This is a genomic window from Gemmatimonadota bacterium, from assembly GCA_040388535.1.
In the GTDB taxonomy this organism is placed as follows: Bacteria; Gemmatimonadota; Gemmatimonadetes; order Gemmatimonadales; family GWC2-71-9; genus Palsa-1233.
The window spans coordinates 587,863-603,990 of the sequence record JAZKBR010000002.1; the positions used below are offsets into that span (position 1 = coordinate 587,863).

The 16,128-nt window shown below is 65.4% G+C and carries 12 protein-coding genes; 3 read left to right on the forward strand and 9 right to left on the reverse strand.

Translation table 11 applies throughout. The annotated features are described in order from the left end of the window. Positions 1 to 14: 14 nt before the first annotated feature. A complete protein-coding gene (yidC, locus tag V4558_06185; GenBank protein ID MES2305074.1) occupies positions 15 to 1,742 on the forward strand; it encodes a membrane protein insertase YidC in 1,728 nt (575 codons plus the stop codon). A gap of 112 nt (positions 1,743 to 1,854) precedes the next feature. Here yidC and V4558_06190 read toward each other — a convergent pair whose 3' ends face one another. Further along, positions 1,855 to 2,694, reverse strand: a complete 840-nt coding sequence (locus V4558_06190; protein MES2305075.1) for a hypothetical protein — start codon at positions 2,692 to 2,694, stop codon at positions 1,855 to 1,857. An 80-nt stretch (positions 2,695 to 2,774) separates the two neighbouring features. Between V4558_06190 and V4558_06195 the strand changes: the two genes are divergently transcribed. After that, positions 2,775 to 5,474 (forward strand): PAS domain S-box protein, encoded by a 2,700-nt coding sequence (locus tag V4558_06195; GenBank protein ID MES2305076.1) that lies wholly within the window; start codon positions 2,775 to 2,777, stop codon positions 5,472 to 5,474. Positions 5,475 to 5,791: 317 nt separating this feature from the next. Here V4558_06195 and V4558_06200 read toward each other — a convergent pair whose 3' ends face one another. After that, positions 5,792 to 6,655, reverse strand: a complete 864-nt coding sequence (locus tag V4558_06200; protein ID MES2305077.1) for a rhomboid family intramembrane serine protease — start codon at positions 6,653 to 6,655, stop codon at positions 5,792 to 5,794. Positions 6,656 to 6,678: 23 nt separating this feature from the next. After that, on the reverse strand, positions 6,679 to 7,692 hold the full coding sequence (locus tag V4558_06205; protein MES2305078.1) for a D-alanine--D-alanine ligase: 1,014 nt from the start codon (positions 7,690 to 7,692) through the stop codon (positions 6,679 to 6,681). A gap of 87 nt (positions 7,693 to 7,779) precedes the next feature. On the opposite strand from V4558_06205, the gene V4558_06210 reads away from it, so the two are divergent. Continuing rightward, positions 7,780 to 8,337, forward strand: a complete 558-nt coding sequence (locus tag V4558_06210) for an RsmD family RNA methyltransferase (protein MES2305079.1) — start codon at positions 7,780 to 7,782, stop codon at positions 8,335 to 8,337. A gap of 337 nt (positions 8,338 to 8,674) precedes the next feature. Here V4558_06210 and V4558_06215 read toward each other — a convergent pair whose 3' ends face one another. The 6 genes from V4558_06215 to V4558_06240 form a co-directional block, all read right to left on the reverse strand. After that, complete coding sequence (locus V4558_06215; GenBank protein MES2305080.1) at positions 8,675 to 10,063, reverse strand: pyridoxal-phosphate dependent enzyme; 1,389 nt, start codon at positions 10,061 to 10,063, stop codon at positions 8,675 to 8,677. Next, on the reverse strand, positions 10,063 to 10,449 hold the full coding sequence (locus V4558_06220) for an energy transducer TonB (protein ID MES2305081.1): 387 nt from the start codon (positions 10,447 to 10,449) through the stop codon (positions 10,063 to 10,065). Before V4558_06220 ends, V4558_06215 begins: the two co-directional genes overlap by 1 nt. Before the next feature lie 55 nt (positions 10,450 to 10,504). Next, complete coding sequence (locus V4558_06225; GenBank protein ID MES2305082.1) at positions 10,505 to 10,984, reverse strand: CGNR zinc finger domain-containing protein; 480 nt, start codon at positions 10,982 to 10,984, stop codon at positions 10,505 to 10,507. A 53-nt stretch (positions 10,985 to 11,037) separates the two neighbouring features. Beyond that, positions 11,038 to 12,072: a phosphotransferase gene (locus V4558_06230; protein MES2305083.1), complete on the reverse strand. Its 1,035-nt coding sequence runs from the start codon at positions 12,070 to 12,072 to the stop codon at positions 11,038 to 11,040. Beyond that, on the reverse strand, positions 12,072 to 14,720 hold the full coding sequence (gene mutS / locus V4558_06235) for a DNA mismatch repair protein MutS (GenBank protein MES2305084.1): 2,649 nt from the start codon (positions 14,718 to 14,720) through the stop codon (positions 12,072 to 12,074). Before mutS ends, V4558_06230 begins: the two co-directional genes overlap by 1 nt. Before the next feature lie 156 nt (positions 14,721 to 14,876). Continuing rightward, positions 14,877 to 16,037, reverse strand: a complete 1,161-nt coding sequence (locus V4558_06240; GenBank protein MES2305085.1) for a DUF2911 domain-containing protein — start codon at positions 16,035 to 16,037, stop codon at positions 14,877 to 14,879. Positions 16,038 to 16,128: the final 91 nt, after the last annotated feature.

Below are 16,128 nucleotides of genomic sequence, written 5' to 3' on the forward strand. Positions count from 1 at the left end.
CACGTGAGCTCACAGTGAACGACCGCCGACCGCTCTTTGCGATCGCGCTGATCATGTTGATCGCGATGGTTCCCTCGCTGCTTCTCAAGAAGCCGGCCCCGAAGCCGAATGCTGCGGCGGTCGCCCCCGGGGATACATCGCAGACTCCCGCCCTCACGCGGAGCGACTCCGGGCCACCGGTGATGTCGGCCGCGCCCGCCACCCCCGACAGCGCGGCAATCACCGCGCCCGTGGTGGCCGAAGACACCGTGGTGGTGCGCTCGCCGCTCTACCGCTATGCCATCTCGACGCATGGCGGGCGAATGATTTCGTCGCGCTTCCTGCGCTACAAGTCGATGGCGCGCGGCGACACGCTCGCGACCGGGAAGCCCGATACCCTCGAGCTGCTGCCGGCCGGGACGTCGCTCCTGGATGCCAAGCTTGCCATCGCCGGCGACACGCTGCGGCTCGATCGCGTGGCCTACACAGCGTCGGTCGATTCGCTCACGCCGAGCGACGGCAACGAGATCGTCACCTTCACCGGCACGTCCGGTAATTACGGCATCACCCTGCGCTACCACTTCGCGCCGGATGATTTCCGGGTGCACGTCGACGGCGAAGTCACCGGACTCTCGGCGGGGGGCGGCACCCTGCTGGTCTCGCTGGGCGATGGCTTTCGCGATTCAGAAAAGAATCTCGTCGAGGATCATCGCGAACGCGCCATCGTCACCAAGCAGGACGGCACCAAGCTCACGCGAATCATGACCCTGGTGCCGCGCCAGCCGACGACGCTGAGCGGACCCTTCGAATGGGTGGCGGTGAAGAGCAAGTATTTCGTGGTGGGCGCCTTTGCCTACGACTCACTTGGCCCCAAGCGCTTCAACGGCCGGATCGGTGGTGTGCGGGCGATCGCCCCCGATGCGCTCCCGGAGAAGCCGGTCCGCGCCAGCATTGCGGCGTCGCTCTCGGTCCCGGCGAGCGGGAAGTTCGGGGTGACGTTCTATGTCGGGCCGATGGAATACGATCGCCTCAACCACATGGGTCACGATTTCGATGACGTGAACCCCTACGGCTGGGCCTGGCTCCGGCCGGTGATTCGGCCGATCGCGGTGGCGCTGCGCGATCTGTTCATCTGGATGCATCACGCACTGGGGCTGGGCTACGGCCTGGTGATCGTGGCGTTCGGCATCATGATTCGCCTGGTGCTCTGGCCACTCAACCAGAAGGCAATGCGGTCGATGACCGCGATGCAGGCGATCCAGCCCCAGCTCACGGCGATCCAGGAGAAGTACAAGGAGGATCCCGCGCGGCTGCAGCAGGAGATGTTCAAGCTCTACAAGGAGAACAACGTCAACCCGTTCGGCGGCTGCTGGCCGATGCTGCTGCCGTATCCGATGCTGGTGGCGGTCTTCTTCGTGCTGCAGAACACGATCGAGTTGCGCGGCGTGAGCTTCCTGTGGATGCCCGACCTGGCCCAGTTCGATCCGCTCTACATCATTCCGGTGCTGATGGCGTCGTCGATGTTCGCGGTCTCGAAGATCGGCATGATGGGAATGCCGCCCAATCCGCAGACCAAGATGATGTCGTGGCTGATGCCGCTGATGATGCTGATCTTCTTCTCGAAGTTCGCCTCCGGCCTGAACCTGTACTACGCCGTACAGAACATGGTCTCGTTGCCGCAGCAGTGGCTGATCATGAAGGAGCGGCGGAAGGTGATGGAAGCGAGGAATGCGCCGGTGGTGATCGGGACGAAGAAGAAATAGAGATGAGAGACTAGAGACTAGAGACTAGAGAAGACCTGAGAGGCCGACATCTGATCGAGATGCCGGCCTCTTACATTCTGCGAGTCTCTAGTCTCTAGTCTCTAGTCTCTAGTCAGGCGCCCACCGGCATTCTCAGTGCCTCGGCGGTACCGACCCGGGCGACACGTTCGGCGCTGATTCGCCAGGCGAGATAGCGCCCCGTGGCAGGTGGGAGCACCACGTCACCGACCGTTCTGGCCGAGGGCGGTGCGCCAGGAGCCAGCCAGCGAAGCACGGCGCCGAGTGAGGTCTGCTCAAGGTCGGCCAGGAAGAGCTGGCGCAGCAGCTTTTCCCGTTCCCGCATTCGGTGCAGGGTGCCGCGCGAGATGCCGAGCAGCTGGTGCGGCTCGAACACGGGGAAGAGAGCGGCGGCGAGGTGGAGGCTGACCCCCTCGAGGTAGGCCCACTCGGCGAGCGGAATCCGGCTGGCGCACTCCCAGCGATCCCAGGGGTCGGTAGCGGATACCCGAACGGCGGAGTGAGAGTCGGGTGCGCGCCAGCGAGTGATGGCGGCGAGCGATCGGACGAGTGCCACATCGAGCGCACTCTCATCCCCGCGCTCCACGAAGAGGGCCGCGACCGGCGTGCCGGACGGGATCGGCTCGGCGGCGTCGCCGCTCCCATCGCCAGCAAAGAGAGTGATGGTCGCCGGGACAGTGGCTCCCAGGGAGGACGCTCGCGCCGCCGTGTCGCGCAGTCGTTGCTGCCATTCCGGGTCCGCCGCGCGACGGGCAAGGCGGTGCAGGACGACCGGGTCGAGCGCGAGTGCCAGCTCGTGGTCGTGCGGTGCGCGCTGCAGCCGCAGGGACTCGAGCAACGTCGCATGCCGGGCACGGAAGCGCGTGCGCGCGTGCGGCGCGTCATCCGCCTCGGCGGCGGCGGCCCAGGGAGAGACCAGATCGTGAAGCGGCATTTGGTTGCGAATTGTAGGCGCGGAAGCACTATTGAGTGAACCGTCGTAGCAATTCGACTTCCCCAAGCACCGGACCCTCGATGCCCTCGGTCGCAGATTCGCTGGTGCAGGCGATGGAAGTCATCGGGGATGGCGTCTTCCTCCTTGATGCAGGGTGGCGTTTCCGCTACCTGAACGCCGCGGCCGAGAAGATCCTGAGCCAGAGCCGGGAGCACCTGCTCGGGCGCCACATCTGGGAAGAGTTCCCGCAATCGGTCGGGACGACGTCGTACCAGGCGTACCAGCGGGCAATGACCGAAGGGGTCACGGTCGAGTTCACGGTCTTCTATGAGCGAGTCGGTGTCTGGTTCGCGGTGCGCGCGACGCCGGTCGATTCCGGACTTGCCGTGACGTTCCGCGAAGTCAACGACACAGTGCACTGGGAGCGTCTGGTCCAGCTATCGCTCGACGGGATCATTCTCGCAGGGCTCGACGGGTACTTCAAACTGGTGAATCCGGCCTTCTGTGCGACCCTCGGCCGGGAGGCCGAGGAGCTCACGTCCCGTCCGTGGGAAGACTTTGTTCACCCCGAGGACCTGCCGCGCACGAAGCTGGAGCGGGCGTCTCTCGGTAGCGGCGTCCCAACGATCCAGTTCGAGAACCGGCTGCGGCACGCGGATGGGAGCTGGCGGTGGATTGCGTGGTCGGTGTCGCCGGCGGTCGACGAAGGGCTGCTCTACTGCGTGGCGGTGGATGTGACCGAACGCCGGCGCCAGGAAGAACTGGATCGGCGGCACCAACGGATCCTGCGCGACCTGGCGACCGGAGTTCCTTTGCCAGATGTGCTCAACCAGGTCGTACGTCGTCTTGAGTATGCCATGCCGGACACGCGCTGCTCAATCCTGCTGGTGACAAACGATGGCCGCCATCTGCGGCATGGCGCGAGCCCCAGTCTCCCCCTGGCCTTCGTCGCCGCCATCGATGGCGCGGAAATCGGCGAACGGGTCGGCTCGTGCGGAGCGGCAGCGGCGCGCGGCCAAACGGTGATTGCGGCCGATATCGCGACGGATCCGCTCTGGCAGGACTATCGCGACATCGCGCTGGGCAACGGCCTGCTGGCATGCTGGTCGGTTCCGTTCCGTTCGGCACGTGGCGCGGTACTAGGCACCTTCGCGGTGTACTACGGCGAGATCCGGATCCCCACTGCGGTCGAGCTCGAACTGACTCAGGAGATGGCAGGGCTCGCCGCCATCGCGGTAGAGCGCCGTGCGACCGAAGATGAGCTGCGATTGCTGCAGACGGCGATCAACAACCTCAATGACTCGGTGATGATCACCGATGCCGAACCGATCGAGGCGCCAGGGCCGACGATCCGTTTCGTGAATCCGGCGTTCGAACGGATGACCGGGTGGCGGCCGAGCGAGGTGATCGGAAAATCGCCGCGTTTCCTGCAAGGGCCGCGCACCGACCGCGCCACCCTCGACCGCGTGCGCACCGCGCTCGCCTCGTGGAAGCCGATCCGGGTCGAGCTCTGCAATTACACGCGTGATGGCCGGGAGTTCTGGATCGAGCTCGACATTTCACCCGTGACCGACGACACCGGCTGGTACACACACTGGGTGGCGGTGGAGCGCGACATCTCCGAGCGCAAGGCGCTGGAAGCACAGCTGCTGCAATCGCAGAAAATGGAAGCGGTCGGTCGACTCGCGGGCGGCATTGCGCACGACTTCAACAACATGCTCACCGCGATCAACGGATTTGCGGAACTCCTCGCGCTTGATGTGACCGATCCGCGACCGGCCCAGCACATTCAGGAGATCCAGCGCGCCTCGGCGCGTTCGGCCGAGCTCACGCGGAAACTGCTCGCATTCAGTCGACGGCAGGTGCTGCAGCCCACGGTGATCAACCTGTCACACCTGGTCGACGGGATGGCGATGATGATTGGTCGCCTGGTTGGCGAGCATATCGATCAGCGGGTGCGTCTCGCGGCCGAGCCGGTGCTGACACTGGCCGACCCGAATCAGATCGAACAGGTGCTGCTGAATCTGGTGCTCAACGCCCGTGATGCGATGCCGGAAGGAGGGCGTCTCACCGTCGAGACCGGTCTCATCACGATCGACGCCACGTCAGCCGAAGCGCATGAAGGGCTCGAGCTTGGCGATTTCGCGATGCTGGTCGTGAGCGACACCGGGGCCGGGATGACCCCCGACGTACGAGAGCGGATCTTCGAGCCGTTCTTCACGACCAAGAGCGAGAGTGGCGGCACGGGCCTCGGGCTGGCCACCACCTTCGGTATCGTCAAGCAGAGCGGCGGGCAGATCCACGTCTACAGCGAGCCCGGCATCGGTACCGCGATGAAGGTGTTCCTGCCGGTTGCGATGGCGTCGGCGCTCAAGCAGCAACCCGCCGCTCGGCCCGCGCCGCGGCTCGCGGCGCAGGGGACCGTGCTGGTGGTCGAGGATGAACAGCTGGTGCGCTCGCTCATTGCCCGGACGCTGCAGCGGGCGGGCTATCAGGTGTTGACGGCCGATGGCCGGGCCGAGGCCGAGGCGCTGGCGCGTGATCACACCGGCAAGATCGACATGCTGCTGACGGATGTGGTGCTGCCGCAGGCCAATGGACGGAAGGTCGCCGAAGCGGTGACGCGCTTCCGTCCCGGCATTCCCGTGGTGTACATGTCGGGGTACACCGAGGATGCCATCGTGCATCAAGGTGTGCTCGATCCGGGGATCACCTTTCTCGAGAAGCCGTTTACGCGGGAGGAACTGCTGCAGCGCGTCGCGAGCGTGCTTCCAGGGTAGGCTGTTGCTTCTATGTGGGTGCCGCGCTCGCGCGGCACTGATCCCTCCAGCGACAGACAGTTCGCCCGACGATTGAGCCCCATCGGGTGTCACATCGTGGGCTCCCTCTCCGCGGCTGCATTGGCCCGACTGCGCGTCGAGCTGGCGACATTAGAGCTGGTGCGCGGGGCTGCATGAGGCTCCTCACGCTTCGCTCAGGACAGGCGCTCCGAGGGACCCACGACGCGACGCCCGCGAAACTCCGCCTGCGTATGGACGAAGGCCGGCACCTCATCGAGATACCGGCCTTCAGATCCACCATCCATCATCCTGTGACTTCAGTTGTTCTGCCCGCCCCGTTTCCGCTCCGCAACACTATCGAGGAATTTCCGCTCTGCCGGCGTGAGTGACGCGATGCCGGTAGCGCTGATCTTGTCGAGCACGCGATCGATTTCAATCGCCTCGCTGTTGTCCTTCGCGGCGGGCGTGGGAGCAGCAGCCACCGGCTCGCTTCGTGTCTGCAGTACCGGTTGCTGGCCGACCTCGGCACCACGTGAAGGGACCGCGACCCGTGGCCGCATCATTGGCAAACGGGGAGTTTCCGTGGGATGTGTGATCCCCTGGAGCGCGAAGAAGAGCCAGCCCCCGCCGAGTCCGCCGAGGTGCGCGTAGTGGGCGATCTGTCCGCCGCCGATCATTGCGCCGATGACATCCATGGCCGCGAGGAGCCAGACCATCCGTTGCGCCTTGATCGGAAACGGGATCGGGAAGATCATCAGCTCGGCGTCCGGAAGGTACTTCGCGAAGCCGTACGCCAGACCGAGGATCGCGCCGGACGCGCCGACGAAGGGCGCGACGGTGACGAAGCCGGTGTAGTAGAGCGCCAGCGAGAAAACCGCGCCGCAGACACCGCAGTAGAGATAGTAGAGCAGGAAGCGAGTCGAGCCGAGTCGGTTTTCGACGATCGGGCCGAAGACAAAAAGGCCGAGCGAGTTGCCGAGCAGGTGGAGCAGGCCACCGTGCACGAAGATGTAGGTGAAGAAGGTCCACGGCCGCTGGAAGGCGAGACCCGGCGCGAAGGTCACCAGTTCGGCCAGCGTCTCGGAGGTGAAGATCGTCTGCTGCAGCAACAACACGACTGCGTTGATCGCGAGGAGGCGACCAACCCAGGGAGTGATGCGGCTCAGCGGTGATTCGTTCATCTGCTCCGTTCCAATCTTCGAAGTTACTGCAACGCCAGTTCGCAGATCCGCTCACACAACGACGGGAAATCGATTCCGGCCGCCGCCGCCGACTGTGGCAGCAGGGAGGTCGCCGTCATTCCCGGCAGGGTGTTGACCTCGAGGCAGTAGAGCTTGCCTGAGGGGGAGAGCCGGAAGTCGACTCGGGAATACCCCTTGAGCTTGAGCGCCATATGCGCGGCCACGCCCAATCGCTGCACTTCCCACGCCACCGTCTCTGAAATATCGGCCGGGAAGATCTCTTCTGACATCCCCGGGGTGTACTTGCACTCATAATCGAACAGTTCGTGCTGGGGGATGATCTCGCCAACGGCGAGGGCATCGTTGTCGAGGATTCCCACGGTCAGTTCGCGCCCCGGGACGAAGGCCTCGATCATCACCTCGTCGTCGTGCTTCTCGGCCTCGAGAATGGCGGCCTCCAGATCGGCCGGATTCCGTACGACGGTGAGCCCGACGGTGGATCCCTGCTTGCTAGGCTTTACGACGACCGGGAAGCCAAGGTTTTGCATTACCTCGTCGGCGGTGGCCGGCGCCATTGCATACGGAGCGGTCGGGACACCGTCCTGGAGGAAGAGGCGCTTGGCGATGTCCTTATCCATCGCGAGGCCGCTGCCGAGGGCCCCGGAGCCGGTGTAGCGGATCCCGGCGACATCAAGCAGGTGTTGCAGGGTGCCATCTTCGCCGCGGCCGCCGTGCAGTGCGAGGAAGACCACATCCGCCTCGCGGAGAGCCGGGAGGGCGAGCAATCCGCCGAAGATGTACAGCTGCTCCTGTGCGGCCAGCGCCCGCACGTCGGGCGGGTTGGCGCCCACCCTCGCTCCGAGGAGGGCGGCCTCACTGGCGGCATCGACCAGCCCGGTGGTGGTGTCGACCACGGCGACGTGATGGCCGCGTGAACGGAGGGCTGCGACAACCTGGCCGGCCGAGGCGAGGGCGACTTCGCGTTCGGCAGACGAGCCGCCAGTGAGGACGGTGATGCGGAGGGCAGGAGTGGTCATGCGTGGATCCTAGCAGGGGCGACGGAGATAGACCAACTTGCACGCAGCGGGGGATCCATCCCCGAACAGCCGAGGCTCCAACTGCGCATCGTCAAAGGGAAATTTGCGGGACGTCACCTCACCTCACCGGCGGACAAACGGGTGCGGCCCACGGCCGAGCCGGTCCGGAATGCGGTGCTGACCTTGCTGGAGCCGGAGCTGAAGGGGGCGCGCATTCTCGATCTCTTTGCGGGCACCGGTGCGCTGGGGCTCGAGGCCATTTCGCGCGGTGCCAAGACCGCGGACTTTGTGGAATTTCGGCCGGCGTCTCTGCACGCGTTGAAGGCGAATGTTGCCGCGCTGCACCTGCTCGAGCGCACCCGGATTTTCAAGAAGGATGCGGTGCCGTTCACGGCGCTGCTCGAGGCCGATCGTTACGACATTGCCTTCTGCGACCCGCCGTACGAATCGAAAGTGCTCGACCGGATTCTCGAGATGTGGAAAGCGACGCCGTTCGCCCGGCTGCTGGTGGTCGAGCACGCGACGAGTCACGTGTTGCCGAGCGGGTCGATGCGGAAGAATTTCGGGGATGTGAGTGTGACGATTTACAAAAGCTCGAGAAGCGAGAAGCGGGAAGCGAGAAGCGAAAAAGACGTGTCATTCTGAGCGAAGCGAGCCGGAGGCGAGCGCAGTCGAAGAGCCTGCCCTGAGCGCAGCGAAGGGATCTCTGGCCGACATCACCATGCACCGGGCGTTGCATCGTGGGCTCCCTCTCCGCGGCTGCATTGCGCCGACGGACATTACGCTAGCGACTCCGTAGACTCCGTTCGCGGCTTCATGAGGCCGCTCTGAGGGACCCACGACGCAACGCCCGCGAGTTGTCGCCCTGAGCGAAGCGAGGGGGCGAAGCTCACAGTACAATGATGCTCCGCCCCCTCGCTTCGCTCAGGGTGACAACCCTGTGGTTCGCCCATCTGTCATCCGTCATCCGTCATCCGTCATCCTATCTGCCAATCATCAACTGCAACACATCGTATCTGCTCACGATGCTCACCAGCTTGCCATGCTCCGTGACCAGTGCCGCGGGCATTTCGCGGGTGAGCATCTGCGCCAGGTGATCGACCGTGACGGTGGTGTCGACCGTGGGGAAGGGCGCCTCCATCACTTCGCGCACGGACCGATCGAGCAGCGCAGGCTGCTCCAGCGCCAGCGTCATCAGCTGCGCTTCGGCAAGTGAGCCGACGCAGACGCCGTTCTCGATGACGGGCAGCTGCGATACATCCCAGGTGCTCATCAGGTTCAGCGCCTGGCGCACCTGCGCAGCCGGTGCCAGCTGCACCAGCGGCGGCGCCTTGCCGGTGCGGCGCGCGAGCAGGTCGCTCACCGTGCGCTTCGGCGTGTCGAGCAGCTGATTCTCCTGCATCCATTCGTCGTTGAAGAGCTTGGAGAGATAGCGCTCGCCGGTGTCGCAGAGAATGGTGACGACACAGGCGTTGGGGTCGTCGAGTTCACGTGCGACCTGCAGCGCAAGGAAGACGTTGAGGCCGCCGGAGCCGCCGACGAGAATCCCTTCTTCCCGCGCGAGCCGACGTGAGACGGCCATCGCATCCTTGTCCGAAGCCTGCCGAAATTCGTCGATGACATCCCACCAGAGCGCGCTGGGCACCTTGTCGCCGCCGATCCCTTCGACCTTGTAGGGCGCGCCATCGGTGCCGAGGGTGCCGGTGCGGTGATAGGCGGTGTAGAGCGAGCCGACCGGATCACCGGCGATGACGCGGATCGCGGGATTCTGTTCCTTGAGGAACCTGCCCGCACCACTCACTGTGCCGCCGGTGCCTGCGCCCGCGATGTAGTGCGTGATCTTGCCGCCGGTCTGCGCCCAGAGCTCGGGGCCGGTGGTGGCGTAATGCGCTTCGGGATTGAGCTGGTTGTAGAACTGGTTGGCGAGTATCGCGCCCGGCGTGTCGTGGGCGATCTGCTTCGCCTTCATGATGTAGTTTTCGGGATGGTCGGGCGGAACGGCCGTGGGGGTCGTCACCACTTCAGCGCCGTAGGCCTTGAGGAGCCGGACCTTTTCCTGGCTCATCTTGTCGGGCATCGTGAAGATGCAGCGATATCCCTTGATCGCCGCCGCGATGGCGAGCCCGACGCCGGTGTTGCCCCCGGTTCCCTCGACAATGGTCCCGCCCGGCTTCAGCTCGCCCGACCGCTCCGCCCCTTCGATGATGGCGAGACCGATCCGATCCTTCACCGACCCTCCCGGGTTGGCGTATTCTGCCTTGCCGTAAATCGGGGTGCGGATCCCGGCCCCGATTCGTGCGAGCCGGATGAGCGGGGTCTGGCCGATCGTGTCGAGCACGGAGGCATAGGGCGTCGGGTGAGGCGACGTCATCAGCTGGAGTCCTTGGGGCTCAGGAGAGAATCAGGGAGGGTAAAGCGGATCGGGACCTGGATCGGGGCGACCACGGGCTTGCCCCCCTTCCGGGCAGGGGTAAACCGGAGCGACTGGGCGGCGGTGAGGGCGGCGGCATCGAAGGCCGACTGGCCGCTGGAGGTGGCGATCCTGGTCGAGTCGCGGATGACGGTTCCCGTGGTGTCGACCACCACATAGAGCATCACCTCACCCTGGACCCGGCGATTGAAGAGCTCGGCCGGATAGGGGATCTCGGGTTGACCCGCAATCGGAACCGCCGGGGTGATCGGCTCCTCCGCCGGCGGCTTCTTGCTGCACCCGACCGCGAGAACGGCGAGCACCGCACACGTGAAAATCCGGGTCATGGGGTTGAACCTAATCGGCATCGGACACTCCTACCGCCGGGGGATGCGCGCGAGGTCAGCGCTGGCGAGAACGGAAACGCGCAACGTTGGCCCGGTTGCCACACTCGCCCTTGTCGCACCATCTCCGCGAACGGTTGCGGGACTCATCGAGAAAGAGACGGCCGCAGGTGCACGCCTTCAGCCGAGCCAGGTTGGGGGAGTCGAGGAGCCGCGCCGCCGACCAGGCCACCGGCCAGAGGAGGCGAGAGGGGTCGTCCCTCCCCTCGCTCAACCAGCCCCAGCCGTAGCCTCGCACCGTCGGCCTGAGACCGCGACGACCACCCGCCCCGGAGAGGATGCGGTTGAGCGCCGCAAGGTCGCTCTCGCGGGCGCCGATGCCGCGCGCCTCGGCGTCGAGTAGCCGTTGCAGAGCGGTGCGGAAACGGCGGATTTCCACATGGGTTCGGGGGTCGAGCGGGCCGCTCTCGAGGAACTCCTCGGGGTTTCCGGGGAGGTGGATAAAGTCGAGGCACAGCACGCCGGCCGACGTGGACATGTAATCACCATACAGCGTTTTGATGATTACCGCAATGAGTCACGACGCGGTTATTACTGCTGCACCATTGTGAGAGCAGCCCGGAAACCGGAAGTACCCATCCGGGCCGATGCGTCCTTGGCCAGCACCAAAGCGAACTCTGTTTTCCCGGTCACCGTGTCGAGCGGCAGGAGGCCCTGGGCGAGCTGCGCCACCGTCTCGGCAAAGGTCGGAATGTTCGCCGGGTCGGGGTCGAGTGGCGGAATTCCCTCGCCGTCCTGCAGCCCGAGCAGGATGAAAAGAATGGCGTAATTGATCGAGACGACCTGCTGCATCAGCTCGAGTTTGGCGTGCTGGAACGGGCTCGGCTCGCCGCCGAAATACCCCTGGACCAGGAGGCTCTCTGCTTCAGCCGGAAGTCGGAACCAGTGCCGGACGGTGGCGAGGTCCTGCATTGGATCGTTCTGCCAGGCGGACTCCCAGTCGATGATCCAGAGGCGGCTGCCATCGAACAGCAGGTTGCCAGGATTCAGGTCGTTGTGGGAGGCCCCGAGCACCATGTGGGGCTCGAGGGCGGCGCGTACTTCGGCGAAGCGCTCGAGGTAGGTGACGATGAACGGCGGGAGCTTCTGGCCGGCCGCCTCGATGACCTGCAATCCGCCGTCGATGCACTTGAAGACATCGAGGAACTCCGGTCCCGGGGGGCCGTCGTGGAGCCGCCGGAGCATCGCCCCGAGCTCGCCGAAGAGCCGGTGGTCGGCACGGAAGGCGGCACCGACCGGCACGCTTGGAATGAACGCGGAAATCACCACCCCGGCCGCTGGGTCGGCGAAGTAGACCTCCGGGGCGACTCCATCCGCCGCTGCAGTGGCCATCATCGCAAACTGGCGCACGGGATCATTGAACGGCTGCGGATTGATCACCACCCGGACCACGGCAGAGCGACCGCCGGAGTCTGCCCGAAAGGTCAGGGCACCGGAGCGCCCTCCCGAGAGAGGAGTGAGGACTCCGGATGCGCTCGGTCCGAACAGCTCGCTCAGGCCGCGGCGGAGCGCCTCGCGGTGCGGCTCCGGCACCAGCCCGTCGATGGCGAATCCGGCGGTCGACACTATCCCTCCAGCTCGTCGCGCATCCGGGCGAGTTCCTGCAGGGCCTGGATCGGCGTGAGCGAGTTCGGGTCGAGTGCGCGGAGCTGTGCCGCCATCGCCGTTGATCGCTTCTGTTCGGGCGAGGGTTCGGCCGGCCGCGACAGGGCATCGAAGAGCGAAGGCTGCGCCGGATCGGGATCACGCGGGGCGTCGCCCGGCACCATTCGGTGACCGGTTTCGAGGGTGCCGAGCACTTCCCGCGCGCGAGTCACGACCCCGCCTGGGAGACCGGCGAGCTGGGCCACGTGGATGCCGTAGGAACGATCGGTGCCGCCGGCTTCGAGTTTGTGAAGGAAGACGATCCCGTTTCCGGATTCCCGAACAGCCACGTTGAGATTGCGCGCGTGCGCGAGCTTTTCGGGGAGCTGCATCAGCTCGTGATAATGGGTCGCGAACATCGTCCGACAGCCAATACGGTCGTGGAGATGCTCACTCACTGCCCACGCGATAGCGACGCCATCGTAGGTGCTGGTGCCACGACCGATTTCGTCGAGCAATACCAGGGAACGTGCGGTGGCGTTGTGGAGGATCGCCGACGTCTCGCTCATTTCGACCATGAAGGTCGACTGGCCACGCGCGAGGTTGTCGCTCGCCCCGACGCGGGTGAAGAGTCGATCGGTGACGCCCACACTGGCGGACTCCGCGGGGACGAAGCTCCCCATCTGCGCCATCAGCACACAGAGGCCGATCTGTCGCAGGATCGTGCTCTTGCCGGCCATGTTGGGTCCGGTCACGAGGAGCACTCGAGCGGCTTCATCGAAGTGCACGTCGTTGGGTACGAAGCGCTCGCGCGCCATCATCCGTTCGATCACCGGATGACGACTCGCCACCAGCGTCAGGTCGTAACGATCGTGCACCTGTGGCCGCACATAGCGCTCGACCACCGCAGTCTCCGCCAGTGAAGCCAGCACGTCGAGGCGGGCGAGCAGGCGCGCGGTGTCCTGGATTCGCGTGATCGCGACGGCGACGAGGTCCCGTAACTCGGCAAAGCGCGCGCCCTCGCGTTCGGCGATTCGCTCTTCGGCGCCGAGGACCTTCGCCTCGTAGTCCTTGAGTTCGGGCGTGACATAACGCTCGGCATTGGTGAGTGTCTGCCGGCGCTCGTAGTCGGCGGGCACACTCGAGGCGTTGGCATTGGTGATCTCGATGTAATAGCCGAAGACGCGATTGAACGCGACCTTGAGCGATGAGATCCCGGTGCGCTCACGTTCCCGCTGCTGAATGCCCGCGAGTGATTGCTTGCCGTTGTCGCGCAGGTCGCGGAGTTCATCGAGTTCCGCGTCGTGCCCCGGTGCGATCACACCGCCGTCGGCAATGCTTATCGGCGGCCTCTCGACCAGGGCCGCGGACAGGGTGGTGGAGAGATCTGCGAGGACGTCGAGCTTCTGGCTCACATGCTCGAGGAGCCCCGGCGTTACGGGCGCAGCAAGCTGCGCCCCAACATTGGAGCTCCGCGCAGCATCGCCATCTACAAGGACGCGGACCGCCGCGAGGACGGCCGGAAGCCTGACGAATGAGTCACGGAGTGCTCCTAGCTCCCGCGGATTCGCCCGCCCCGCGGCCGCACGCGCGGCGAGGCGCTCCACGTCGCGCACGCCATCGAGGGCGGCCCGCAATTCGGCGCGCAGTCGGCCGGCGTCCACGAGTGTGCCCACAGCATCGAGTCGCGCGTTGATCTTGCCCGGGTCGCGCAGTGGCGAGAGGACCCATTGCCGCAACAGGCGGGCGCCCATCGGTGTCATGGTTCGATCGAGCGTCTCGACCAGGGTGACACCCTTCGCACCGGCGCGCAGCGGTTCGACCAGCTCGAGGTTGCGGCGCGTCATTTCATCGAGCCAGCAGAGTTCGTCGCTGCGCCGCACGGTGGGGCGGCTGAGTTGCGGCAGCCCCTGCGGCTGCAACTCCATCACATACCGCAGTAACGCGCCCGCTGCGCCCACGGCGGGTGCATCAGCGGGAGCGAGGCCGAGGCCATCGATTGATGCGAGCTGCAGGCGACGCGCAAGTTCTTCGGCGGCGAGTTCAGGGTCGAATTCCCAGCGTTCGCGTGGGGTGCGCAGCACACCGTCTTCGAGCGGGACGGCACTGTCCTTCGGCACGATGACTTCCGCGGGCGCGAGGCGCCCCAGGGCCTCGGCCAGCCCATCGCTCGCGACGGTCTCGAGCAGGAACTCGCCGGTCGAGAGGTCGAGTGCGGCGACGCCGTTGGTCTGCTCACCGGTAGTGACGGCAACCAGCCAGTTGTTCCGCGACCCCGGCATCCAGTCTTCATCGAGGAAGGCGCCCGGTGTCACCGTCTCGACCACGGCACGCTTGACGATTCCCTTGGCGAGCCGGGGGTCTTCGACCTGTTCACAGATGGCGACGCGATAACCCTGGGCGACGAACTGTCGCAGATAGCCCGCAGCTGACTTGACGGGAACGCCGGCGAGCGGGACACCGTCGCCGCGTGCGGTCAGCGTGATGTTCAGCGCGCGCGCAGCAACCTGCGCGTCTTCGTAGAACATCTCATAGAAATCGCCCATCCGGAAGAAGAGGATCGCGTCGGGATGACGCGCCTTGATCTCGCGGTACTGGACGAGGAGCGGTGAGGCGGCGGGAGAGGACACGGGACAATTCTAACCGAAGAGACTAGAGACTAGAGACTAGAGAGGGCTGTCACCCTGAGCGCAGCGAGGGGGCCGAACCGTCGCTTCCACCGAAGGCCCCGCCCCCTCACTGCGTTCAGGGAGACTTCGGCCTCTCTAGTCTCTAGTCTCTAGTCTCTACTTCACCACGATCGGCACCGTCCACCGAAAGGTTCCCCATTCAAGCGCGAGGTTCCCCGAATTCTTCGTCGCCGGTTCCACGGTGATCGTGAAGCGCTCGACGGGAACCTTGTTGGTTCCGACAGTGAGCGGGATGTGGCCGAGGTCCTGAGCAGGATCGTAATTGGTGCCCCACTGGCCGAATTGCTTGTTCACGATCAGCTGCACTCCGGCTCGCGATGGCAGGGTCCAGAGCGTGTAGGTGCCGGGAGCGAGCTCAAGCCCTTCGAGTTTGATGGCGGCCGTGGTAGTGAACTGTGTCGCGGCGTTGGCGCCGGTGCGCCACACCTCGCCGTACGGAATGATGCCACCGACCAGGACGCGCCCACGGGCCATCGGCCGGCCATAGTCCACCGTAATGGTGGCCTTGCCGACCTTGCTCTGCGCGGCCCCGCGCACGCTCAACATCCCGACGACCGGACTGCTCTTCTCGGCCGCCGCAAACCTCTGCGTGATGGCGGCGACGTCGGGCGCCGAGGCCAGGCGCTCGACTTCAACGAGGTAGGTGGTCTTCGCGCCCGAGTAGGAGCTCATCCGCCCCTGCGGATCCATATGGATCTGGCCAAAGCCCGCGAGGGCGGTGGTCGTGATCTCCCAGACATTGCCGCGCTTGCGCAGTGCGCCTTCGTCGAGCATCAGGCGACCGGGGATGAACTGCCGGATGGGGAGCGGGTTGCCCTTTCGTTTCGCTGCCGCGGCGGCGAGCAACTCGTAACTGCCGAACATGTAGGTGGACCACGGCATCGTGAGATAGCCGGAGTTCGACAAGGTCACGTTCCGCGTACCGGCATCGGTCTTGTGCGCAATCCGGACAGAGTCGCGTCCGAACGCCGCCGTCACGTGAATGGTGCGCGGGTCATTGCCGAGGGGATTCGGGGTCGAGATATCGACGGTGAGGTCACGCACCGTGCCGTCGGGGGCGAGCGCCATCTCCGCGTGCCGCTGGATCACGCGTGGCGCACGCTCGACCTGGTCAATCACGACTCGCGTCGCGCTCCGGGTGACGCGCTCCACCGAGATGGTGTCTCGGCCGAGTCGTGAGATGAAGCCGTACGATTGGGCCTCGAGACGAGCAGCGAGAAGGGAAAGCGCGAGAAGCGAGAGGACGCGGATTGGCACCTGGATCTCACCGTGAAGGTTGGGTCTTGTGGCAGGGGCGCAGCATGCTGCGCCCCTGCGCCGACGCCTGTCTCGCGCGTCCGGTCTTATG